Below are 22736 nucleotides of genomic sequence, written 5' to 3'. Positions count from 1 at the left end.
GCAGAACAACAAAAACAACTACATTTGATGAACTGTACCCTTAATCTTGTGGATCGCTAAATGCCAGACAGAAGTATTACCGTGGGAATAATTTGTGGCGGCCCCTCCCCTGAAGCCAGTGTTTCAAGACTCTCTGCGGGTCGCATCAGCCCGCCTCTGGAGAAAAACTATCAGAAAGTAGTCACTCTTGAGCTGGACAAGATGCTGCCTGCCAACCTGGCCCTCCACCAGGTCGATGTGGTTTTTCCCGTCGCCCACGGGCCCATGGGAGAGGATGGCTGCCTGCAAGGGCTTCTTGAGATTATGGGCGTCCCTTACGTTGGCTCAACGGTCCTGGGTAGTGCCTGCGCTCTGGACAAAGTCGCTACCAAGCGCATTCTACAGGCTGCGGGCATCCCCATGGCAAAAGACTGTATCGTTTCCCGTGGAGACCCGTTAAACCGCTCCGTCAGTCAATGCATTGAAGCCCTCGGGGAGAATGTGATTATCAAGCCCTTTGCCCAGGGGTCCGGTATCGGCATTCAATTTGCCCGGGGCGAGCAAGAGCTGGAAGAACGACTTGGAAGCGGCTTTGAGAAAGATGAGCAACTATTGGTGGAGACATTTATTCATGGCAGAGAAGTCACCGCCGGGGTACTTGAGCTGGATACCCCGCAGGTGCTGCCAACCACAGAAATCATCACGCCTGATAATGCCTGGTATGACTATACCCATCGCTACACACCGGGCCTGAGTGAACATATTATTCCCGCCCGTATTACGGATTATCAGAGAAAAAGAGTTCAGGAGATCGCTCTGCAGGCACACCAACTGCTTCGCTGCCGGGATATCAGCCGCTCCGATTTTATGGTTCCCGAAAGCGGAGAGCCGATCTTTGCTGAAATCAATAATCTTCCCGGAATGACGCCCACCAGCCTGTTTCCCGATGGAGCAAGGCATGCCGGAATAGAGTTTGAGGAACTGATCTGCCGATTGATCGACAACGCCATGCTGAGAAAGGAGAAACCGTTTAATGGCAATGATTACTGGCCAATTCCCGAATTGAATGTTTCAGGTCAGTAAGCAGGCAAAAGTGTAAATTCTCAGGCAGAGAACGTATGCAACTCCTGCACCGCTTTGGATCGTTTGCCATTCAAAGCTTCAGGTGTGACCCGGATCGATTCATCAATAACCGCATCAATCTTTTGCCGCTCTGCAACCGACGGTTTGGTCAACACATAGTTCACCACATCTTTGCTGCTGCCGGGATGGCCGATGCCAAGACGAAGCCTTAAAAACTCACGACTGTTGCCAAGAGAAGAGATAATATCCCTGAGACCGTTATGACCACCATGGCCACCACCCTGCTTCAAGCGGCCAACGCCAGCGGGCAGATCCAGTTCGTCGTGAACCACAAGGATAGATTCAGGAGGGATTTTGAAGAAAGTCGCCATGGCAGCAACAGCCTGACCACTTCGATTCATAAAGGTTGTCGGATTGAGCAGGCGAACTTCCTGTCCGCCTATCAGCACCCTGGCAGTCATACCAAAAAACTTCTTTTCTGGCTGCAAGATAGCACCGTGGCTTCTTGCTAACTGCTCAACGTACCAGAAGCCGGCATTATGGCGGGTATCTTCGTACTGTGCCCCGGGATTTCCCAGACCCACAACCAGTCGAATCGACTCATTTGAGGGTAAAAGCTCCGAAGATTTTGCCATAACGCCTCCTTGTGCTTACTCTTCGCCAGCTTCTTCAGCAGACGCTTCTTCGTCAGAACCACCGCGAGTAGCCTGAACACTGGCAATGTCCAGATCCTGACCGTGAGCAATAACTTCAACGCCCGCTGGAATGGTCAGATCGCTCAGGTGAACGTGGCCGCCCACTTCAACCTTGGCCATGTCAACTTCGATGAACTCTGGCAGGTCACCTGGCAGACACTTGATTTCCAGATCAACACGGTTGTGTACGATCGCACCACCAGCTTTCACACCGACACACTCTTCTTCATTGATGAAGTGCAGAGGAGCGTTGGTAGTGATCTCATGGTCCGCATCAACACGCAGGAAGTCCATGTGCATGGCGAACTCTTTAGCCGGATGACGCTGCAGGTCCTTCAGGATAGCCTGCTGCCTGGTGCCATCGACCGTCAGGGTCAGAACCTGAGAGTAGAAAGCTTCAACTTCCAGAACCTTACGGATGGCTTTACCTTCCAGAGTGATCTGTACAGGCTCAGCTTCACCACCGTAGATGATACCAGGAACCAGGTCAGCACGACGGAGGCGGCGGCTCGCACCTTTCCCGATATCCTTACGCGCTGTTGCGTTTAAAACGATTGCTTCAGACATGATGATCTCCAATAGACCTGCCGCCACCTTGCGACCAGGCAGCGTCAGGCTGTTCAAACAGAACCCCACAAAGGGATTCAAAGGTGCGATATCATACCGGCATGGCGTAAAAAAGCAAAATATGTTTCCCGCACCAGACTGGGTATTTACTGAAAAACATGATGCACTGCAGCGCAATCAGACAGCTGTGGGCAGGGACTGTTCAGATCAAAAAACTGTTTTTTTTAAAGAATTTATGGAACTTAACAGCCCCGCACTCCCTCTAAACCTGATTAGTAGCCCAGTTATCCAAAATTTCAGGAGAGCCCCGAAGAATGCTGTCCATGACTGTCATCAATATCCCAAGGTCCATCTGAATTTAAGAAGGAGCAAAAAAAACCATGCCCAACAGTATCAGTACTTGCCCTTGCGGAAGTAGTCCGAATTTTGTTACCACATATATGTCAGAAACAGACCAGGCTGAAACATTTTTATTAAAATCCTTTGGTTCACACTTGGTTTCTCACTTTAAAGGACCCAAAGAATTTGAGATATTCAAGACTCTCGTTTCGGAAAACATCGAAAAAATCAAAGAAAACAGACATAAGGCAAAGCAAGATGAATCACCAAAATCACTACTGAGGAGCATTTCAATTCTTCAACGTACCTGTGAATCAATTAAATCTCAAGATTATAAAACTTTCTTCGACATGCTCTTAAATATAAGCAATGTCAATAGAGAAGAGTTAGATACGCATGCTTACAAGGTACATGAGACAATGGAGAAGGCTGAAATTTTTCTGAGTCAAAAAAAAGCATCCTTACAAATTGATGCCAGCTGGGCATGCTCAATTCAGTAACATAACATCCAAACCCTGCCTACCAACAATACCTCCAGAAATTTCAGTTGATACACTGTTGTTCAGCGGTTGGAAATACAATTTCCAACCGCCATTTGCCATCCCAACGAGTATCACTGAAACATCGCACTGATCGATTCAGCATTACTGATACGACGAACAGACTCAGCCAGCAGAGTGGACATATCCAGCTGACGGATCTTATCCAGAGCCTGGGCTGCCGGACTCAGAGGAATGGTGTTGGTCACCACCAGCTCATCCAGCTGGGAGTTGGCGACATTTTCCAGGGCACGGCCAGAGAGGATCGGGTGAGTACAGTAGGCATAAACGGCTTTTGCCCCCTTCTCTTTCAGGGCCGCAGCAGCCTGACACAGGGTACCGGCAGTATCCACCATATCGTCAACAAGAATACAGGTGCGCCCGGACACATCACCGATGATGTTCATGACTTCACTCTTGTTGGCCTCCGGGCGGCGCTTATCGATAATAGCCAGGTCAGAGTTCAATCGCTTGGCCACGGCACGGGCACGAACGACACCCCCATGGTCCGGTGAAACCACCATCACATCACTGTAATTACGACGCTCAATATCGTCCAGAAGAATGGGTGAACCGTAGACGTTATCCACAGGGATATCGAAGAAGCCCTGAATCTGGTCCGCATGCAGGTCAACCGTTAACACACGATCGACACCCACACTGGCAATCATATCCGCCACCACTTTGGCACTGATCGGTACACGGCTGGAGCGGGGGCGACGATCCTGGCGGGCATAACCAAAATAAGGCAGAACGGCCGTTACACGAACCGCCGAAGAGCGACGCATGGCATCCGCCATTACCAGCAGCTCCATCAGGTTATCATTGGTCGGCGCGCAGGTTGACTGGATGATGAATACATCCCGGCCACGGACATTTTCCTGGATTTCTACGGCGCACTCGCCATCACTGAAACGGCCAACGTAAGCCTTACCAAGTGGGATATGCAGGTGATTGACAACTTTGTGAACCAAATCCGGATTTGAGCTGCCGGCAAACACCATCATTTTCGACACGGGAAATTACCTTGCTTGGGTACTGGGCGTAGGTGGAAAAATCGAGTAACAAGAGAGGGTTCAGGCAGGGCACTGCCTGAAAAATCAGCATCAATAGATGACAGGAGACGACTTTCGGTGTGACGGAGAACACGGACAGAATACTGGCTGGGGTGGAGGGATTCGAACCCCCGCATGTCAGGATCAAAACCTGATGCCTTACCGCTTGGCGACACCCCAGTAAATCTCTTTATCAATCCGCGCACAATCCAGGCCGATTTATCGTAGTTAACACCAAAACAGTCTTGAGCGATAAACAAACAGATTACGCAGTAAGCGTAAAACCTGCCTGCTGCAAAGCCGTATGCAGGGGCGAACGATTAATGCCGCGCGCCACGAAGCTGTGTAGCTTTGATGTATCCTCTGCAATCTCAGGACGAGTGACGCTGTGAGTCAGTTCAGCCTGTGCCGTTAACGCCTGTTCACGACTGGCAAACCGGGCAAATACTGATGCCCCGGAACCACTCATCATGGCCCGCCCGATGCTTGAATCTGCGAGATTATCCAACAGAGAGAGCGTTTTATCAACCTCGGGATACAGTGAACGAACCAGAGGTTCGAAATCGTTTCGCCGCTGCTGCCTGTGATGCTGCTCCTGATAGTTACCCGGAGTCTGATCAAGGGCCGCACCCTCCCGTTCAAGGACGTCGCGCACTGTAATCGGCAATGAATCTCTTGTCAATTCACTGTGGCCATACATCGCAGCGGTATTCACCTGAGCGTTGGGAACCAGAACCAGAAACCACGCTTCCTGAAGCTCGACTGGAGTGAGAATTTCACCCACCCCTTCGGCAAAAGCACTGTGCCCGCGCACAAACACCGGAACATCGGCCCCCAGTCTTAAACCAAGTGCCGCCAGCTGATCAATCGAGAGGCTCAGCCCCCACAAGGCATTAAGTCCTAACAGAGCGGTCGCGGCATTGGAACTACCACCACCAAGCCCCCCCCCCATGGGCAGCTGTTTATCAAGATGAATCTTTGCACCAGGACGACAACCGGTCTCCTGTTGCAGAAGACGGGCGGCCTTAACAATCAGATTATCCTCATGCTCCACCCCTTCAAGGTCAGTAACCAGCTCAATACCCGAATCACTGCTGGTGATCGTCAGCTGATCACCAAAATCAAGAAACTGAAAAAGCGTTTGCAGATTATGATAGCCATCAGGTCTGCGACCAGTGACATGCAGAAACAGGTTCAATTTTGCCGGGGCTGGTAATACCAATTCTGTCAGCATCAGGAAGACTCCAAAAAAACACCCAACATAATGGCTCAAAACACCCAATAAAGCATTACGACAGAAACACCTGAAAAAATCGTCGGATTTTGAACCTGGCACCGGAAAACATTGTCAGACCACTGAGAATTCGTGACCCAAAAAGTCATTCTGGACCACCCACCTGATAAACCACTCAAACGAGGATTATGTTTATGGGGTTTGAAATTCAAATGACAGAGTACGGTGATGAAACATTAGTGCATTGTAGCTATGAAGCATTACACATGTTTCATGCTGCAAATCCGGGTGGAGGCATCAATGTTATCTATGGCATGACAGGAGGCCGGGCAGTGTATGTGTTGCAGGATATTTACAACTACATGGTTGCCAACCAGGCTGCATTGGAAGCTCTGCACCTGGCACCAGCCAATGGCTTTGGAAGCTACCATGATAACGTTCACAGAGTATTAAACAAACTGATAACCATTTCTAAACATTACCCGGAAGGCACCTGGGAAATAAAAACATGACCCGGTAGTTCACCGCCCACGCTCCATTAACATCAGCAATAACTGACTGGCAGTTTTAAAGCTGCCAGCTACTCACCATCAGACTCAATCGAATATCCCCACGGCTCACAACAAAACGAACAGGTAAGCGCTGACTGCCACTCAATCCGTATTGCTGGTAAGCAACCACCCAGCCCTGCTGTTCAATTTTGTCCGGATAACCAAGGTTATTCAGCCGGATTCTGGCATCATTGCCAGGAGCTGGCAGCCCTCTGACCCAATACCTTAAATTACTGACTGGAAACTGCCACCCGGTCAGCGAGTACAGCAGCATCTCCGGTGATGGACCATAACGGGTTTCATCCGATGCAGTGACCGTCACACCCTGACGCCCCCCTGAGATGCGGGCAATGGATGCACCCAGGGGGCCATCCAGAGCCAACTTGTATCGATCACCTTGTTGTTGCCAGTCAAGCGACATCGTACCTGATTGCCCCGGAACCTTAATATTAAGACGTCCGGTCATCTCCCAGGCCTGAATCAACCCCAAACGCTCCTGGTGTCTCTGCCAGCGCTGCTCTCTCTCTTCGCCACTGACCTGCCTGCCCGAATCAACCGTTCGGGAAGCACAGCCGGCAAGGATGAAAACACACAGAACCAGTAAAATTCTCAAACCAGAAAAGTACTTATCAACACCCATTCCCTTATACACCAAGCTACTTTATGCGTGCACACCACAAAACCTTCTTCAGACCACTGAAGGTGTGGCATTTACTGTTAAAAAAATCACTGCACAGTACTGACTGTTTCTGCCTGACTCTTGGGATCACCTCCTGTGAGCCGCCCCATCGTATCCTTTAAAATCTGGCTATCAGGGCTTTCCCGCAGCGCTTCCGCCCACAGAGACCTGGCAGCATCCTGTTCACCTTTCACCCAGAGTACCTCACCCAGGTGAGCAGCGATCTCCGCATCAGGAAACTGGCTGTATGCCATTCTCAAATACTTCTCTGCCTGATCGAGGTTCCCGAGGCGAAACTGCACCCACCCCATGCTGTCCAGGATAGCCGGATCCTCGCTGTTCAAATCATAAGCCTGTAAAATCAGCGCTTCAGCTTCTTTAACCCGGTCGGTTCGATCAGCCAGGGTATAACCCAGGGCATTCAATGCCGCAGCATTGTCAGGATCAAACGCCAGAATAGAACGCAGATCCTTCTCTAAACCCTCCAGATCATCCAGCTTTTCATAAACCATCGCTCTTGAATAGAGAAGATTGACCGATTCCGGGTTTGTTTTAAGCGCCCGTTCAAACAATATCAGCGCCTTGCCCAGCTGACGATCATTAACCAGAAGCTCTCCCTCCAACAGGAAAAGCGACTCCATCCGGGCAGGATGGCGAACTCTTGCTTCCCCCACATGGGTCAATGCCTCCTCCAGTTTGTTCTGCCCAACCAACATCTGAGTCAGTGCCACCTGAGCCGCCATAAACTCCTTTCCGGGACCTACAGAAAGATAATGTTCTTTAGCAGCAGAATATTTTTCCCGCTTCTCACTCAAACGTCCAAGATAGTAATGGGCTGTATTGTTCCGCTCACCAAGGGCCAATAGCTGTTCAAAGTACTGCACAGCTTCTTGCTCCAGACCATTTTCTGAGGTGATAAGTGCCAGAGACAAGACAATATCACTCTCTCCGGGAGCCCTCTCAAGCAGAATTTCAAACTGCTTTTTTGCCAGGTCGAGCTTACCGGCATGAACAAGAACTCTGCCATATAACAATCGCAGCCGGTTTTTATCCGGGTGACGCTGAATCGCGCCCGCAAGCATAATTTCGGCTTCAGCATCCCGCTTCAATTTATGCAAAGCCCGCCCTTTTACCATCATGGCAGGCACAAACCCGCGATCCTGCCGCAGAAGCTCATTAGCCAGAGTCAGTGCAGATTCAAACTCACCAGTCTGCTGAAGCAAGATGGCTCTACCCAGTTTCAGCACAGGATAATCCGGGTAAGCCTGAGACAACTGGTCAAACTGTTGGATAAGTTCAAGCTGGCTATCTTTAGCCAGCCGCCCCTGCTCGTTGCCTGCGGCACTGGCAAGCACATCAAAGGCCGGGCTGCCCCCTAAAGACAGCTGTTGACTCATCCGGGCAAAGGCCCGGTCATACTGACCGGCATACACCAGCTCAAGAGCAGCCCCATTCAGTGCATCCGGGTTTTCCGGTTCCAGTTCGACCCAGAGTAATGAAGCATCCAGCGCAGCCTGTCTTGCACCTACATAAACGGCAACCTGGTAGGCTCTACGGGCTACGCCAATATCTCTGGTTTTGTGTGCCTGTTTCAAATAATTGCCCAGCGCCAGATCATAACGCTGACGCTGGCCGCCAATCTCTGCCACCAGCAAATCATAAAGCGTCTCCGCGGCAAAAGGGGTAACAGGCTCATCAACCCCGACCTGTGATTGACCGTTCGTTGAAGTTACAGCGTTATGATCCACTTGCTGAACATTCTTACTGGCACAACCCGCCAGGAAAACAGCAAAAACAAGCATCAACTTTTTACAGTATTTTCTGAAAACCTCAGCCCCGTTGATGAATAATTCAGCCCCGGCAATCGTTCTAATCATGGATGGTATGCCCTTTCCCCTGATTTCCATTAAAAAACGTGAAGAGAGTTTGCAGTTACACGCTTTCCATTGCAGAATTGATCGGCCGAAATACCCATCAATCCAGCAGCCCCGCTCCTGAGTGTGAACCTGATAACTGCGATTGAAGTATCGGACATGGTCATAAGCCAGAAAAAAACATAAGCAGGATTTGCACAACACTCCAGCAATCAAGAGCTTTCCTGAAAGAAAGCCTTAAGCAGAAAATGTCAGGCCGTGCCCCCTTCAACAGGGAATGCGCCTCTGAAAGCATTTTCAAATGAACAATTGAGCGACATAACTCCCTGCCCAGATGGCATTTAACGCCTCATAATCCGGGTACGGATATGTCAGCCAATCTATAGTAGCAGTGAACCTGGACAGCAACAGAGGTCTGATGGGGTATATTACCGCCGGTATCAATCACAGGACAGCACCAATCACATTGAGGGAACAGGTCGCCTTTTCTGCTGAGCAGCTGTCCGATGCGCTGCAAAGCGCCAGAATCCAAACTGGTATTGAAGAAATTGCCATCCTGTCTACCTGCAACCGTACCGAAATCTACTGTGCTATTCACAGCACTGGGGCCGAAACAGTCAGACAGTGCTACGACAAACTGATTGACTGGCTGAGCGGTTACCATCAGACCAACGGCAAATTACTGTCAGAACACAGCTACCTCTTCCATGATGAACAGGCGGTCCGCCACCTGATGCGGGTTGCCTGTGGGCTTGACTCCATGGTGCTTGGCGAACCCCAGATTCTGGGACAACTAAAATCTGCATACGCCAGCGCACAGGAAGCCGACACCACCGGCCCAGGCCTGAATCGATTATTTCAGCACAGCTTCACCACGGCCAAACAGATACGCACAGAAACCGCTATCAACGCGCAGCCGGTATCCGTTGCCTATGCCGCTACCGGACTGGCCAAGCAGATTTTTTCTGACCTTAGCGAAAATACGGCATTACTGATCGGAGCCGGCGAGACCATTGAACTGACCGCACGACACCTTTGCCAGCAGGGCGTTGCCAATATCATCGTGGCCAACCGTACTTTGGAGCGGGCCCAGCGCTTGACCGACATGTTTGGCGGAAAATCCGTTCTGCTCTCGGACCTGCCACACATACTCCATGAAAGCGATATTGTTATCAGCTCCACCGCCAGCCCGGTACCGGTACTCGGCAAAGGAACGGTTGAAAAAGCGCTGAAGCAGAGAAAACACAAACCCATGTTTATAGTGGATATTGCGGTTCCCCGGGACATTGAACCCGAGGTAAGTGAGCTGGCTGATGTTTTTCTCTACACAGTAGATGACTTGCAGGATGCAATTGAAGACAATCTGCAACAGCGCAAAAATGCAGCCCAACAGGCTGAACGCATGATTGAGGCCGATACCTTTGAATTCATGACCCGCCTGCGTGCGCTGGATGCCGTCAGCCTGTTACGCAACTATCGCCAGAGCACCGAAGCGATCAGAGACCTGGAGCTTGAGAAAGCACTGCAATGGCTGGCCAGGGGCGTCAGTCCGGAAGAAGTACTGCAGCAATTTGCCCGCTCGCTGACCAACAAACTGATGCACCACCCCAGCGTACAGCTGAAAAACGCTGCCGCAAAAGGGCAGCATGAAAAGCTGGAGTGGGCCGAGAAACTTCTGGGCCTGAGCCGTCAATCCGATTCAACTCAGGATGCCTGATGGCATTCTGAATCCACCCTTATGTAGACACCTTTTACAGACATCATGAAAGAGTCCATTCTCGTCAAACTGGAAAACCTCGGTGAGCGCTTCGAAGAGCTTTCCGCACTGTTGAGTGACCCCGGGGTTATTGGTAACCAGGACCAGTTCCGCAAGCTCTCGCAGGAATACGCTGAGCTGGAACCGGTGGTTAAAGCCTACAAAGAGTATGACCAGTTACTCAGCGACAAAGCCGAAGCCGAAGCCATGATGGCAGAAGGCGACCCGGACATGACGGAACTGGCCCGCGAGGAACTGGCCAGTTGCGAACAACAGCTGCCAGCAATGGAACAGAATCTTGAAGTGCTGCTGCTACCCAAAGACCCAAGGGACGGCCTGAACACCTTTCTGGAAATCCGTGCCGGAACAGGCGGCGATGAAGCGGCCATTTTCGCCGGCGACCTGTTCAGAATGTACTCAAGGTACGCAGAAAAACGCGGCTGGCGAATTGAGGTGATCAGTGCCAGCGACGGTGAACACGGCGGCTACAAGGAGATAATCACCCGTGTTATTGGCAGCGACGTCTACGGTCGAATGAAGTTTGAGTCGGGTGCCCATCGCGTACAGCGGGTTCCTGAGACTGAATCCCAGGGCAGAATCCATACCTCTGCCTGCACCGTTGCCGTGATGCCGGAGCCCGATGAACAACAGGCGATTGAGATCCGTAAGGAAGACCTGCGCATCGATACCTACCGCTCATCAGGTGCCGGTGGTCAGCACGTCAACACCACCGACTCAGCCATTCGTATCACCCACCTGCCAAGCGGCATTGTGGTTGAATGCCAGGATGAGCGCTCACAGCACAAAAACAAGGCCAAAGCCATGACCTGGCTGGCCGCCAAACTCCAGGATGCCCAGGATGCCGCTGCCGCGAAAGAGATCAGTGATACCCGGAAAAGTCTGGTAGGCAGCGGTGACCGCTCTGAGCGTATTCGTACCTATAACTACCCCCAGGGGCGGGTCACCGATCATCGTATCAACCTTACTCTCTATAAATTGCCGGAAATTGTGGAAGGTGAACTGGACCCGGTTATTGACCCCCTGCTGCAGGAGCATCAGGCTGAGCTACTGGCCAGTCTGGCTGGCGAATAAGTCATGAGCAGCACCCGAATTGACACCGCCCTGGCAGAAGCATCCCGTATGCTTGCTGCCAGCCTTACTCCCCGGCTTGATGCAGAACTGCTGCTGGCACATGTTCTCCACAAGCCACGCAGTTATTTTTTTACCTGGCCTGAAGCGCTTCTGACCAGTGAACAGATGGCTCAGTTTGTAAAGCTCATCGATCAACGGAAAGCAGGACGCCCCATAGCCTATCTGATCGGGCAACGGGAGTTTTGGAACTTGCAGTTAAAAGTTACCGAAGCCACCCTGATCCCAAGGCCAGACACCGAACTACTGGTTGAGCTGGCACTTGACTTAGATAGCGCGCCGGATCAAAGCACTGAATCAAAAATCAAAGTGGCCGACCTGGGAACCGGTACCGGCGCAATAGCCCTTGCCCTGGCCAGGGAACGACCGGACTGGGAAGTCACCGCTATCGACAAAAACCCGGACGCCCTGGCTGTTGCGGCAGAAAATGCGGTGATCAACGATATTCGGAACACGGTATTTATTGAGGGCTCATGGTGTTCACCACTGGTTGAAGGCTCAATGGATATGATCGTCAGCAACCCCCCCTACATTTGCAGCAATGACCCGCACCTGAAAGAAGGAGACGTTCGCTATGAACCCCTGTCAGCGCTGGTCTCTGGAGTGGATGGACTGGACGATATTCGTGTTATTGCCGAACACTCACTGCAAAGTCTGAAGCCCGGGGGATGGCTCCTGTTAGAACACGGCCATGACCAGGGCAGGCCCGTCCAGACAATCCTTTCCCGGGCAGGCTACACACAAATTCGCACAGAAACCGACCTGGCCGGTCATGACCGCGTAACCCTTGCCCGCAAACCGGCTGCCTGAACGACCAATAACCCTACAGGCTTACTACCTACGGCCGTCATAAGTAATAGCCCGTAATACAAAGCGGCATTCAGTGAAGATAAACTGAGTGCCATTTTTTGCCCGCTACACCAACGTACTTGTCAATCAACAACAGGCATGAAATCCTTACGGACATATTGGTGTAATCAATGGGCTACGGGCGGTTAGCGGGCACTTGGAGAAAACATGTTTGCCAGACGATTTCATAGCTTTTTGCAGCAGAATTACGCCATTGGCGTACTGCTTTTTATCGCCTCGGCACTGGCGATGCTCGCTGCCAATACATTTTTTGCAGAGTATTATGACCTACTGCTATCAACCCCCATCCGTTTTACCGCAGGCCCCCTGGACATCCACAAACCACTACTATTGTGGATTAATGATGGTCTGATGGCGGTTTTCTTCCTCTTGATCGGCCTCGAAGTCAAACGGGAAGTACTTGCAGGGGAACTCAGTACTCCGGCCCAGGTTATGCTGCCGGGTATTGGTGCCATCGGCGGAATGCTGGTACCGGCACTCTTCTATGTTGCCTTTAACTACTCAGACCCTATTGCCATTAAAGGCTGGGCAATCCCTGCCGCCACTGACATTGCCTTTGCCGTGGGCATTCTTGCCTTACTCGGTAAACGTGCACCCGCATCACTGATGACATTCCTTCTGGCTCTGGCCATCATTGACGATCTTGGTGCCATCATTATCATTGCCATTTTCTACACAGAAGAGCTATCCCTGATGTCCATGGGCATTGCCTCTGTCTTACTGGCAATCCTGGCTTTCTTCAACCATAGGGATGTTACCAGGATCGGACCTTACATGGTTGTAGGCGTATTGCTCTGGATCTGTGTGCTAAAGTCAGGCGTTCACGCTACGCTGGCTGGCGTGCTTCTGGCATTTACCATTCCATTAAAAACCGTTGACCGCAGAGGTCGATCACCGCTGAAAGCCCTGCAACACAATCTGCACAGCAGTGTTCATTATGTCATTTTGCCTGTTTTTGCCTTTGCCAACGCCGGGCTTGAACTGAATGCCGAGCAGATCAAAAGCCTGTTCACCCCAATTCCCCTGGGGATTGTGGCTGGCCTCTTCCTGGGTAAACAGATTGGCGTATTCAGCTTCTGCTGGCTGGCGGTTAAATCCGGACTGGCCAAACTGCCCACCGGAACCAGCTGGCTCCAGATGTACGGCCTCTCTATACTCTGCGGTATTGGTTTTACCATGAGTCTGTTTATCGGCTCACTGGCCTTTGAAAACGTGAATACCAACTACCTGGTATCAGATCGCATCGGCGTACTGGCTGGCTCCATACTCTCCGCTGTCTTTGGCTTTATCACTCTATACTGGGCCGGACGCAAACAGGCCTGAGCCTGTTTCCGGCCTCTGAACAGAGGCTGGAACTCTCAACCAACAAGTAAATGACACCATTCTCACCAAAGTCTCTGCAAAGCTGTTAAACTCGCTGTCAATTAATCAATCCTGAAGTACTCCACCCATACGATCCAACCTGAACAATGAAAAGGAATTGGCGGTACTTCTGACAAATCATAGAGAGCTCTTTAGCCCATGGAAAACAGAGGCGTTTTGCTGGTTAATCTGGGGTCACCGGACAGCACATCTGTTGAAGATGTTCGAAACTATCTCAATGAGTTTTTAATGGACAAGCATGTGATTGACCTGCCATGGGTGATTCGCAGACTTATCCTCAGCCTTTTTATCCTACCTTCCCGTCCGGCAAGATCCGCTGAAGCTTACAGCGCAATCTGGACTGAGCAGGGCTCACCACTTATTGTCAACAGCGAAAAGTGCGCGGAGCAGCTCAGAGAACGCACCAGCATCCCGATTGAGCTGGCCATGCGCTACGGCAAACCGGATATGGCAAAGGCCCTGAGCAATCTGGCAAAGCAACCGGGCATCGAAGAGATCCTGCTGTTCCCACTCTACCCACACTACGCCATGTCATCGGTAAAAACCGTGATTGAACGGGCCAAAAGCCTGATGCAGGAAATGGGCATCACCCTGCCACTTCGCGTCCACCCGGTGTTCTATGATCACGATGGCTACATTGAGGCGCTGGTCGAAAGTGCAAAGCCCTGGCTGGAAAAAGAGTTTGACCACCTGGTATTCAGCTACCATGGCGTACCAGAGCGCCACATTACAAAAGATGACCCAACCGGCAATCACTGCCTGAAAGATAAAAGCTGCTGCCAGAAAACCTCCATTGCCCACAAAACCTGCTATCGACATCAGGTATACCAGACAACAGAGGCCTTTGTTGAAAAAGCAGGCATCCCGATTGATAAATACAGCGTTGGCTTCCAGTCCCGACTGGGAAAAGCCAAGTGGCTGGAGCCAAATACTCTGGATGTTCTCAAGCAACTGGCGGATCAGGGAGCCAGAAAAGTACTGGTTATCTGCCCCTCTTTTGTTTCTGACTGTCTGGAGACGCTGGAAGAAATCGGCATTGGGGCCAAAGAGGAGTTTATTAAAGCCGGGGGTGAATCACTGGAACTCATTCCCTGCCTGAATGATCATCCAGCCTGGATAGACCTGTTGAAGCAATGGTCAGAACACCCTCTGACTCATTGATGATAAACATGAGTGGGCATGGAACATGCCCACCAACCCATATCCATCTTGTATCCTGCAAACTCTGCCTTTATAGTACAACTACCTGGCCGATCTACGTATTTCCCTCAAGAGAAGGGCGCAATGAATAGCGTGATAAACTGGCAAAGACAGTACGTTGATATAAAAAGTAATAATAAGACTTCTGACCAAGAGGAAGTTCTTCTCCTGCCTGAAACTTTCTTTGCTCCTGCTCGCCTGCTACTTCTACTACTGCCTTAGGGCATATTAATTACTATCTCCCCAAATACCCGGCCTTGATGGCCAACCCGCAAGACCACTTAATAAAGCGGACTTGCCAGACAAGATTGCTGCGCAAACAATACAAGTAACAGCAGCATAGCCAATAAGAAATTGACCAGCCTTTCGGACAGCAAAGGCAAGGGATACACCATGAACAACAATCAAGTTGTGATTTTTGATACCACCCTGCGCGATGGAGAGCAAAGCCCCGGCGCAGCCATGACCCGTGATGAAAAATTACGCATAGCCAGAACCCTGGAAAAACTGCGGGTAGATGTGATTGAAGCCGGTTTCGCCATGGCCAGCCCGGGTGACTTTGAAGCCGTCAAAGCCATTGCCGCCAATATCACGGAAAGCACGGTATGCAGCCTCTCCAGGGCACTGGAAAAAGATATTGACCGGGCCGCCGAAGCCCTGGAACCAGCCAGACGGGGCCGGATTCATACCTTTATTGCCACCTCTCCCATCCACATGCAGCACAAATTGTGTATGAACCCGGACGATGTGATCAAACAGGCCGTATTTGCCGTCAAACGGGCCAGAAACCACATTGACGATGTTGAGTTTTCCTGTGAAGACGCCGGCCGCTCAGAAATAGATTTTTTGTGCCGTATTATTGAAGCGGCCATTGATGCCGGTGCCAGAACCATCAATATTCCGGATACCGTTGGCTACGCCCTGCCACACCAGTTTGGAGAAACCATCAAAACCCTGATGGAACGTATCCCAAACGCTGATAAAGCTATCTTCTCCGTTCACTGCCACAATGACCTTGGCCTGGCTGTAGCCAACTCACTGTCTGCCGTTGTAAACGGGGCACGCCAGGTTGAATGCACCATCAATGGATTAGGGGAAAGAGCGGGCAATGCCTCACTTGAAGAGATTGTCATGGCCCTGAAAACCCGGTCTGATTGTCTTGGGGTAACCACTGGCATCAACACCACTCAGATTGTACCGGCCTCACGACTGGTTTCCTCCATCACTGGCTTCCCGGTTCAACCCAACAAAGCCATCGTGGGAGCCAACGCCTTTGCCCACGAGTCTGGCATCCATCAGGACGGTGTACTGAAGCACCGGGAAACCTATGAAATTATGTCTGCCGAAGATGTTGGCTGGAATACTAACCGGTTGGTACTTGGCAAATTATCTGGCCGCAACGCTTTCAAAACCCGAATGGAAGAACTGGGCATATCGTTCAGCAGCCAGGACGACTTAAATGATGCGTTCCAGCGCTTTAAGGTTCTGGCGGACAAAAAATCGGAAATCTACGACGATGACCTTCAGGCACTGGTGAGTGATGCCCGTAGCAGCAGCGAGCTGGTGGAGAAATATAAACTGATCGATCTGAATGCCAGCTCAAAAATTGGCAAAACACCGGAAGCAACACTCACCCTGGAAATCAACGGAGAACAACAGGCGGTTTCCAGCAGCGGCGATGGTCCTGTTGACGCCATATTCAAAGCCATTGAAAAGCTGGCCAACTCCCAGGCCAGGCTCGCACTGTATAACGTCAGCGCCATTACAACAGGTACTGACTCCCAGGGTAAAGTCTCTGTCCGACTTGAGAAAAACGGGCAGATTGTCAATGGCTCCGGGGCTGACACCGATATCGTCATTGCTTCCGCCAAAGCCTACATCCATGCCCTCAACCTGCTGGAAGCCGATATCGCCAAAGCCAATCCACAAACCGGGGGAACGGTTTAATCAATTTGGTTTGATTGAAATGCCAACAGGATCTTTCAGTGATACTATTGGCGTTTTAATCTTCCTCCTGCTCTTACTCCGGGAGGCAACTGTAAATAGCAGCAACCATTGAGAACCATCATGCAGGGCGAAACCGTTGACCACCCTTCACCATCCAACAGTGATCAGGCTGTCGACAGTTCTGCAGCAAAAATCCAGATTGCCCGCCGGGAAAAACTCAGACAAAACTATTTAGGAGCCATGGGCATTCAGACCTGGTTTCCCAGATATCAACTGACCAATGCTCAACCCGCCAGACCCTTTGACTGGATTGCAGAGGACGCCCGGGCACTTGCCGAAGCAGAGTCAGCACAGGCTGTTTCTGGCGCTGAAAGCCGCTCAGTGTTGAACCAGCAAAATGCCAGGGAGCAGTCCCAGGCAGGATACTCACCGACAAAGCCAGCGGATATCCTTGGCCAATTTATTACCCCGTCCAAACCTGTTGAGGACATCAAACAGGAAGATCAACCTTCGCCAGAGCCCGTAAAACAGCTGTCAGGCTCCGTCAGCAAATTCCGTCTGGTGATAAAACCCGTCAGCGATGACTGCCTTGTGATTGCCGAAATGCCACACTCCGGGCTCAACCAATTCAGCCGCTACCATCAACGCTTATTAGATGACATTCTCAGAGCACTCAAACTCAACCCGGAAGGCTCACAGACTGTTCGTGAATTTGTCTGGCCAATGACTGAAAGCCGTGGCCTGTTAAGCCAACTAAGCCAGGATGACTACGCCGCTGCCGATGCCGTCTGTGCTTATCTGAGCAACCAATACGGCTTATCCCGCAGAAAGGTGATTCTGTTATTTGGCCAGTCAGCGGCCAGGTTTGTTATGGACCCGGAAAAAGATTTTGAGCAACTACGGGGTATCCAGCCGGGCACTCATACAGGCCAGTGGTTTGCTGTAACCCATGGGCTGAATGAACTGATGAAACAGTCCATACTCAAAAGGGAAGCATGGCAGGATCTGGCTCCGCTACTCACCAAAACACCAGACACATAGGGCAATGCCTGAAGAGCAAACGATTCAGATAAATCATCAACCATGACACAACCCTCAATCACGTTTCGCCCCATGCTGGAAAGTGACCTGGAACAGGTCAATGCCGTGGAACAACAGTCAGCAGAGCACCCCTGGCGAAAAGCACACTTTTCCGACAGCCTGTCCTCCGGCTATACCTGCGAACTGGCAGTGCTTGATGACAGAATTGTGGGACACTGCATCATGATGACGGTAGCCGGTGAAGCCAGCATTTTGATTCTGACGGTGGACAAATCTTTTCAAAGGCAAGGTATCGGTCGGCAGCTGTTGCAACATATGCTCCAGAAAGCAAGACAGTCTGACTGCAAAACCATACTGCTTGAAGTCCGTCGCTCCAATATCAAAGCCTTCAACCTTTATCTTGATGAAGGCTTTAGCGAGGTCGGCATCAGAAAAAACTACTACCCCATGGGAAACCACCGGGAAGATGCCATTGTCATGGCCATAGAAATCCAACCGACTTTAGGCTGGTGATAAACCGACGTTCATTCATTTTTTGCCCGTTCACGACGGGCCCAATCCAGAAGTTTCTCTCTGGTCCATATCATGATGCTTTCCGTGGGCGTGTATTGCCCTGCGTCGTATAACCGCCGACGCCGGGGATTGTCCAGGGCAATATGATCACCGTCAAGAACGCCCCGGGCCGGGAAAAACAGAGCCCCTCCAGCCTCCGGCAGGTCCCGCAGATAGCTCATCCGGGGTGAATGTTCTTTCATGCTGGCATCCCAGAACCACGCTTTCCCGAAAATACCACCAACCCGGGGTTCCTGCTCTATTCGTTCGGAAAGCTCCAAGTAAAAGTCTCTCCAGCCATCCTGCAGAAAATGTGGCGTCAGACGTCGGTCTTCCACATGAACTTCATACATATTCCTGGAGCTATTCCCCAGACTGATAAGCAGTTGCGCAGCGCAGACTATCTGCCTGATGCCACAGGAGAAAATAGACCGTCGCGGCAGCGGACGAGGCTCATAATGACAAATGAAGTTGCTGGGCCACATATTCAGCGCAGCAATGGCCAGGTCTTTATGAAAAAGATCATTATCAACAAAATCATGATCGCCAGCTTCCTGAATACGGCTGCATAAATCCTGAAACCAGTTATTGACGGCTTCTATCGTAGATTTTGGGAGGTGTTTATCCATACTATGTTGCTGTACAACTCCCACACTAATTTTCATCAGTTCTAACAGCGTGAGCTTGCGCAACAACTTCAGGGTAGGAATATCGTATCGGGTTTCAACCTCTTCCAGCCACAACGTTATTTCCGCCGGATATACGTTATAAGAACGTCCTTTCATCACATGCCGGACAAATCTCACATAATCCTGCACGACGTGTTCAAGATCAGCAGCCTGGGCATATTGCCCGTAAAGGCCCGTTTTAATTGATTCAAGGAGTTCCACAAGCGCCATATGAGATGGTTATTGATTGGTTCTTGATTGAACTAGGAGGCTGTCCGAGAATAGACTGCCCTACTGCGGCGACAGCAAATTGGTCTAAAAATCCGCTTTTGTTCGGCAAATAGCCCCGCTATTCACCGCACAAAACCGAATTTTTATCCTCAATTTTCTGCCGTCCTCGCTACGGGCGCTATTCTCGGACAGCCTCCTAGGCAGAGGTTTTCCCGGAGACCAGGGAAACAATATCACCCACACTGTCCATTTGATTCAGCTGCTCCAGTTCATCCATGGTAAATTTTATCGTAAGGTCTTTTTCAATGGCGCAGATAATCTGTATCTGAGCCATGGAATCCCAACCTTCAAGGGCATTGCGCTGTGTTTGCTCCGTTATCTCCAGGCTCTCTTCGTCGAGAATATCACGGATGATTTCACTGATAGTTGCCAAAATAGCCACAACAAGCTCCTTCTACGATCTTATTCTGTCGCCGGGTTTATCGTGATGGGAATATCACGTTCAGGCACTTCGCTGCCGATGCTGTACTTCCATTGACTACTGTTATCGTCGGAGCAATGCAAAAGTTGAAAACCCGAGTCCTGGTAAAAGTCCTTTACCAGGCCATTTTTTTCTCTGGGTACATAGTAACCGATGACATCTTTTATCCCATTGTCTTTAGCCAGTAGCAGCAGCTTTGACAACATCGCTGCCTCCATCTCTCGTTTGAACACACGACAACTCATTACCCAGCAGCGGATATGCAGGTCATCCCCCTGACGTTCGCCGATAATAACGGAAACGATGCCATTGTCACCAAAGCGATCCGTGAGTCGGCCATAAAGTGTCAGGTAATCGGGAGAATCCATAAAACCGGCTACTTCCTGTTCGGTAAATCGCAAACCGGTGAGATTGAACTGATTGGTTTTGTTGATCAGCTGGGCGGACCTTGGCAATGCCATTGGATTTACCGGCTCAATTGTTGCTGTCATTTGTAATGATTTCAGGTAATCATCATAGCTCTGGCAGGCGTTCTCCAGTTCGACGCGCTGCCGGTTCTGGGCATACATGCTGGCTCGCTGAAAATCGTCATGGCTTAATGATGGTTGCTCAAACAACCCGCTCCTGTCCAGGAAATGGATGTAGCGGGTGCTGTCAGCGCCAATATCCGGTACCGATACGGCTGGCAGGCTTTGTGCCACTATCGCCCGCTCAGCCGGGTTGTCATCCAGAAACACCATAGCACCAAGGCCAAGATTCAGGTCCCTGGCGATTTGCTCAATATTCCCGGGTTTGTGATCCCAGTTAGCCTGAAAGGCACTGAAATCATCAAGTTTCAAAACACTGTCCGGATGGGCAAAACCATCCTCAGCATTTTGTCGCTCATTCTTACTGCAGACAGCCAGTAGTATGCCACGCTCCCTGAGCGCTTTAAGGTAGCTTTGCAGATCACTGAACCCTTCCGCTGTCGCATTGCCCGCACCGACCTGTATACCATCAAGACCGTCATCACCAATAACCCCACCCCACAGGGTGTTGTCCAGATCACAGATAACCACTTTTTTGACCAGACCAACGGTCGCCTTGATCTGAGCTGCAACACTGTAGCCTACTTCGATAAATGCCTCTCTGCTCATGGCAAATTTATAGGAATACCATTGGGCCGGATCGTACCATCGGTCAAGGCCAAACCTGGCCGCCAGGTAATTCAGGTCATGAAGAATAAATCCCGACGTATTTTGCGCATGCTCGGCAAATCTCTGATTGATCTGCCGGGTAATGTAACTCCGACCCGCTGCCTGTGTGGCATCCTGGTTACCCAATGGCCGGGTGCCCGGCAGTTCAAAGTTATTTTGAATAATCGAGGCATTAAATTTCTCTGTCAGTGAACTCCAGACAGTCTGAAAACGATGCACAAACTGTTCGATAAAAGCATCAATGGACTCTTGTGTACTGGCAACAGCTGGCCACCCGGTAATATTTACGTTGCTGGTGTGAAGGTAAATAATCTGGGGATCAAACGCTTTTAGCTCTCCATCGTCAAATAAAGCACTTTCGTAGAACCGGTTGTAATCCGACTCAAAGATTTCCACATTGACGCCAGCCTGCAAAAGAAACAGCTCAATATAGCAACTGACCTCCTGCGTAGTAGAACCGCCCAGCACAGCCACCCGCAGTGCCGGCTGGGATAATCCTGCCCTGAGCTCCCGACGCAATTTCTTCTGGTGACGCTGAATAAATGGATAGTCCAGTGGATACGACAGTCGCTGATCAGTGTTGTCATCCATGTTGCCTTCCCGTGCGCGGATTATAATGTTTGTTTAAGACGTCGGGCCATATCCATAATACCGGACATGGTTACTTTAAGCTGGTCAAGACTCCGGTTATCCATCACCAGGTTCCTTTTTAGTTTCAGCAAATGCTCGCCACGATGGTTAAGCCCCTCATCCAGAGTTGTCGCAGTGCGCACCCCCAGCGACTCCAGCTCAGGAATATGCCCTGGCCGCCAGATACCACTGGGGTAGCAAAGATGATCCACTCCATAGGGCGGATTCAGCGATGCCGTCAGTTTTTCCCGGTTAATCTCTATTTCCCGCTGAATACCTGCAGTATCTTCCGGAAGTCGGTGGCTATGAGTATGTAATTGAATTGAATGCAGTGGATTTCGCACAATCCGGGCCAGCTCATCGTAGCTGGCGTTGTGGAAACGCCGATCAGTGATATCGTCCTTATCCTGACCCAGAAAGTCAGCAATTTCTGCCAGAAACGCCATTTTTGTCTGGTCATCAAATTCACGGATACAGGATTCAATGTTCTCAACCAGTTCGCTGTTACTGCCGGTAAACTGATAATCCTTGCCATTAAAAGACAGATTTATGGTATCCACCGGCTTTTTCCAGAGCCAGTATTGCAACAGTACATTGACTACTGCTATTTGATGATCGCAGTAATAGGTGGTGACGTAGGTAGTTGAAGGAAATTGGTAGTCCTCAAGAACAGGCAGTAAATCAGCGACACTTGCCCACCAGCCATCATCAATGGTAATGACCACTGGATATTCATAAGTCACTTCCCCCTGCAAATGTCGCTGCGCCTCCTCAAGACTTATGACGTTGTATCGTGAGTGTTTCAGAAACTCCAGAATAGGGATCAGCCTATTCCGTGAAATAAAGACGCCCGGCCAGAATAAGTGTTCGTCTTTCAGTGAAAGGGAGTGCAGGCAGAGGATCACCAGCTTATGACGGTTAAGGTAAGCGCTGAGATGAGTCAAACCGGATTTAACTATCAATTTATAGAGACTGTTTTTCCATCCCGACATAAACCACTTCCTTTCGCCTCTCTGTTTTAAGAGCTATTGCTTTAA

At 50.5% G+C, this 22736-nt stretch carries 21 protein-coding genes and 1 tRNA gene; 11 read left to right on the top strand and 11 right to left on the bottom strand.

The genetic code is table 11. The features are described from left to right. The first annotated feature begins 60 nt into the window (after window positions 1–60). Window positions 61–1062 (top strand): D-alanine--D-alanine ligase family protein, encoded by a 1002-nt coding sequence (locus J7438_RS04510; RefSeq protein ID WP_209275604.1) that lies wholly within the window; start codon window positions 61–63, stop codon window positions 1060–1062. Between the two features lie 20 nt (window positions 1063–1082). Here J7438_RS04510 and pth read toward each other — a convergent pair whose 3' ends face one another. Both pth and J7438_RS04500 read right to left on the bottom strand, forming a co-directional pair. Further along, window positions 1083–1697, bottom strand: a complete 615-nt coding sequence (gene pth / locus J7438_RS04505; RefSeq protein WP_209275603.1) for an aminoacyl-tRNA hydrolase — start codon at window positions 1695–1697, stop codon at window positions 1083–1085. A gap of 15 nt (window positions 1698–1712) precedes the next feature. Continuing rightward, window positions 1713–2324, bottom strand: a complete 612-nt coding sequence (locus tag J7438_RS04500; RefSeq protein WP_209200009.1) for a 50S ribosomal protein L25/general stress protein Ctc — start codon at window positions 2322–2324, stop codon at window positions 1713–1715. Window positions 2325–2704: 380 nt separating this feature from the next. Here J7438_RS04500 and J7438_RS04495 point away from each other — a divergent pair, with 380 nt between their 5' ends. Then, a complete protein-coding gene (locus J7438_RS04495) occupies window positions 2705–3163 on the top strand; it encodes a hypothetical protein (protein ID WP_209275602.1) in 459 nt (152 codons plus the stop codon). A gap of 113 nt (window positions 3164–3276) precedes the next feature. On the opposite strand, the gene J7438_RS04490 is transcribed toward J7438_RS04495, so the two are convergent. The 3 genes from J7438_RS04490 to ispE form a co-directional block, all read right to left on the bottom strand. Beyond that, window positions 3277–4209: a ribose-phosphate pyrophosphokinase gene (locus J7438_RS04490; RefSeq protein WP_286196411.1), complete on the bottom strand. Its 933-nt coding sequence runs from the start codon at window positions 4207–4209 to the stop codon at window positions 3277–3279. Between the two features lie 153 nt (window positions 4210–4362). Next, window positions 4363–4437, bottom strand: a tRNA-Gln gene (locus J7438_RS04485). 85 nt (window positions 4438–4522) lie between these two features. Beyond that, a complete protein-coding gene (gene ispE / locus J7438_RS04480; protein ID WP_209275600.1) occupies window positions 4523–5491 on the bottom strand; it encodes a 4-(cytidine 5'-diphospho)-2-C-methyl-D-erythritol kinase in 969 nt (322 codons plus the stop codon). Window positions 5492–5685: 194 nt separating this feature from the next. Here ispE and J7438_RS04475 point away from each other — a divergent pair, with 194 nt between their 5' ends. After that, window positions 5686–6003: a hypothetical protein gene (locus J7438_RS04475; RefSeq protein ID WP_209275599.1), complete on the top strand. Its 318-nt coding sequence runs from the start codon at window positions 5686–5688 to the stop codon at window positions 6001–6003. 55 nt (window positions 6004–6058) lie between these two features. On the opposite strand, the gene lolB is transcribed toward J7438_RS04475, so the two are convergent. Both lolB and J7438_RS04465 read right to left on the bottom strand, forming a co-directional pair. Continuing rightward, entirely contained in the window at window positions 6059–6682 is a 624-nt protein-coding gene (lolB, locus tag J7438_RS04470) for a lipoprotein insertase outer membrane protein LolB (protein ID WP_209275598.1), read from the bottom strand. An 86-nt stretch (window positions 6683–6768) separates the two neighbouring features. Next, window positions 6769–8598: a tetratricopeptide repeat protein gene (locus J7438_RS04465; protein WP_209275597.1), complete on the bottom strand. Its 1830-nt coding sequence runs from the start codon at window positions 8596–8598 to the stop codon at window positions 6769–6771. Between the two features lie 415 nt (window positions 8599–9013). Here J7438_RS04465 and hemA point away from each other — a divergent pair, with 415 nt between their 5' ends. The 8 genes from hemA to rimI all read left to right on the top strand — a co-directional run bounded on the left by hemA (window position 9014) and on the right by rimI (window position 18454). Beyond that, window positions 9014–10312 carry a glutamyl-tRNA reductase gene (hemA, locus tag J7438_RS04460; RefSeq protein WP_209199900.1) on the top strand — a complete coding sequence of 433 codons (1299 nt, stop codon included), beginning with the start codon at window positions 9014–9016 and terminating at the stop codon, window positions 10310–10312. A gap of 45 nt (window positions 10313–10357) precedes the next feature. Continuing rightward, entirely contained in the window at window positions 10358–11443 is a 1086-nt protein-coding gene (prfA, locus tag J7438_RS04455) for a peptide chain release factor 1 (protein ID WP_209275596.1), read from the top strand. Window positions 11444–11446: 3 nt separating this feature from the next. Beyond that, entirely contained in the window at window positions 11447–12310 is an 864-nt protein-coding gene (gene prmC, locus J7438_RS04450; protein ID WP_209275595.1) for a peptide chain release factor N(5)-glutamine methyltransferase, read from the top strand. Window positions 12311–12517: 207 nt separating this feature from the next. Further along, window positions 12518–13693: a Na+/H+ antiporter NhaA gene (nhaA, locus tag J7438_RS04445; RefSeq protein WP_209199903.1), complete on the top strand. Its 1176-nt coding sequence runs from the start codon at window positions 12518–12520 to the stop codon at window positions 13691–13693. 198 nt (window positions 13694–13891) lie between these two features. Next, window positions 13892–14914, top strand: a complete 1023-nt coding sequence (hemH, locus tag J7438_RS04440; RefSeq protein ID WP_209199904.1) for a ferrochelatase — start codon at window positions 13892–13894, stop codon at window positions 14912–14914. A 432-nt stretch (window positions 14915–15346) separates the two neighbouring features. Continuing rightward, the gene (locus tag J7438_RS04435) at window positions 15347–16900 is read left to right on the top strand and encodes a 2-isopropylmalate synthase (RefSeq protein WP_209275594.1); all 1554 of its coding nucleotides are present in this window, start codon (window positions 15347–15349) and stop codon (window positions 16898–16900) included. 120 nt (window positions 16901–17020) lie between these two features. Next, window positions 17021–17941, top strand: coding sequence for a uracil-DNA glycosylase family protein (locus tag J7438_RS04430; protein WP_209275593.1), 921 nt, complete (start codon window positions 17021–17023; stop codon window positions 17939–17941). Window positions 17942–17983: 42 nt separating this feature from the next. Continuing rightward, entirely contained in the window at window positions 17984–18454 is a 471-nt protein-coding gene (gene rimI / locus J7438_RS04425; RefSeq protein WP_209275592.1) for a ribosomal protein S18-alanine N-acetyltransferase, read from the top strand. Window positions 18455–18465: 11 nt separating this feature from the next. Here the strand turns inward: rimI and J7438_RS04420 are convergent, their stop codons facing one another. The 4 genes from J7438_RS04420 to J7438_RS04405 all read right to left on the bottom strand — a co-directional run bounded on the left by J7438_RS04420 (window position 18466) and on the right by J7438_RS04405 (window position 22691). Further along, window positions 18466–19392: a hypothetical protein gene (locus J7438_RS04420; RefSeq protein WP_209275591.1), complete on the bottom strand. Its 927-nt coding sequence runs from the start codon at window positions 19390–19392 to the stop codon at window positions 18466–18468. 196 nt (window positions 19393–19588) lie between these two features. Further along, window positions 19589–19834: an acyl carrier protein gene (locus J7438_RS04415; protein ID WP_209199909.1), complete on the bottom strand. Its 246-nt coding sequence runs from the start codon at window positions 19832–19834 to the stop codon at window positions 19589–19591. A gap of 20 nt (window positions 19835–19854) precedes the next feature. Further along, entirely contained in the window at window positions 19855–21660 is a 1806-nt protein-coding gene (locus tag J7438_RS04410; protein WP_209275590.1) for an HAD-IIIC family phosphatase, read from the bottom strand. Window positions 21661–21680: 20 nt separating this feature from the next. Then, the gene (locus J7438_RS04405) at window positions 21681–22691 is read right to left on the bottom strand and encodes a polysaccharide deacetylase family protein (RefSeq protein WP_209275589.1); all 1011 of its coding nucleotides are present in this window, start codon (window positions 22689–22691) and stop codon (window positions 21681–21683) included. Between the last annotated feature and the right edge of the window lie 45 nt (window positions 22692–22736).

It is taken from the genome of Thalassotalea sp. G20_0 (assembly GCF_017744175.1).
Lineage (GTDB): Bacteria > Pseudomonadota > Gammaproteobacteria > Pseudomonadales > Endozoicomonadaceae > Endozoicomonas.
The sequence above is the reverse complement of the archived record's forward strand: the minus strand, read 5'-3'. Positions and strand labels throughout refer to the sequence as shown.

What these genes read in the sequence shown, in the direction of transcription:
- prfA (WP_209275596.1), top strand. Translation starts at nt 10,358, where the DNA reads ATGAAAGAGTCCATTCTCGTCAAACTGGAAAACCTCGGTGAGCGCTTC.
- pth (WP_209275603.1), bottom strand. Translation starts at nt 1,697, where the DNA reads ATGGCAAAATCTTCGGAGCTTTTACCCTCAAATGAGTCGATTCGACTG.
- J7438_RS04490 (WP_286196411.1), bottom strand. Translation starts at nt 4,209, where the DNA reads ATGATGGTGTTTGCCGGCAGCTCAAATCCGGATTTGGTTCACAAAGTT.
- hemA (WP_209199900.1), top strand. Translation starts at nt 9,014, where the DNA reads ATGGGGTATATTACCGCCGGTATCAATCACAGGACAGCACCAATCACA.
- lolB (WP_209275598.1), bottom strand. Translation starts at nt 6,682, where the DNA reads ATGGGTGTTGATAAGTACTTTTCTGGTTTGAGAATTTTACTGGTTCTG.
- J7438_RS04495 (WP_209275602.1), top strand. Translation starts at nt 2,705, where the DNA reads ATGCCCAACAGTATCAGTACTTGCCCTTGCGGAAGTAGTCCGAATTTT.
- J7438_RS04405 (WP_209275589.1), bottom strand. Translation starts at nt 22,691, where the DNA reads ATGTCGGGATGGAAAAACAGTCTCTATAAATTGATAGTTAAATCCGGT.
- J7438_RS04410 (WP_209275590.1), bottom strand. Translation starts at nt 21,660, where the DNA reads ATGGATGACAACACTGATCAGCGACTGTCGTATCCACTGGACTATCCA.
- nhaA (WP_209199903.1), top strand. Translation starts at nt 12,518, where the DNA reads ATGTTTGCCAGACGATTTCATAGCTTTTTGCAGCAGAATTACGCCATT.
- J7438_RS04500 (WP_209200009.1), bottom strand. Translation starts at nt 2,324, where the DNA reads ATGTCTGAAGCAATCGTTTTAAACGCAACAGCGCGTAAGGATATCGGG.
- hemH (WP_209199904.1), top strand. Translation starts at nt 13,892, where the DNA reads ATGGAAAACAGAGGCGTTTTGCTGGTTAATCTGGGGTCACCGGACAGC.
- J7438_RS04430 (WP_209275593.1), top strand. Translation starts at nt 17,021, where the DNA reads ATGCAGGGCGAAACCGTTGACCACCCTTCACCATCCAACAGTGATCAG.
- J7438_RS04435 (WP_209275594.1), top strand. Translation starts at nt 15,347, where the DNA reads ATGAACAACAATCAAGTTGTGATTTTTGATACCACCCTGCGCGATGGA.
- J7438_RS04475 (WP_209275599.1), top strand. Translation starts at nt 5,686, where the DNA reads ATGGGGTTTGAAATTCAAATGACAGAGTACGGTGATGAAACATTAGTG.
- J7438_RS04420 (WP_209275591.1), bottom strand. Translation starts at nt 19,392, where the DNA reads ATGGCGCTTGTGGAACTCCTTGAATCAATTAAAACGGGCCTTTACGGG.
- rimI (WP_209275592.1), top strand. Translation starts at nt 17,984, where the DNA reads ATGACACAACCCTCAATCACGTTTCGCCCCATGCTGGAAAGTGACCTG.
- J7438_RS04510 (WP_209275604.1), top strand. Translation starts at nt 61, where the DNA reads ATGCCAGACAGAAGTATTACCGTGGGAATAATTTGTGGCGGCCCCTCC.
- ispE (WP_209275600.1), bottom strand. Translation starts at nt 5,491, where the DNA reads ATGCTGACAGAATTGGTATTACCAGCCCCGGCAAAATTGAACCTGTTT.
- J7438_RS04465 (WP_209275597.1), bottom strand. Translation starts at nt 8,598, where the DNA reads ATGATTAGAACGATTGCCGGGGCTGAATTATTCATCAACGGGGCTGAG.
- prmC (WP_209275595.1), top strand. Translation starts at nt 11,447, where the DNA reads ATGAGCAGCACCCGAATTGACACCGCCCTGGCAGAAGCATCCCGTATG.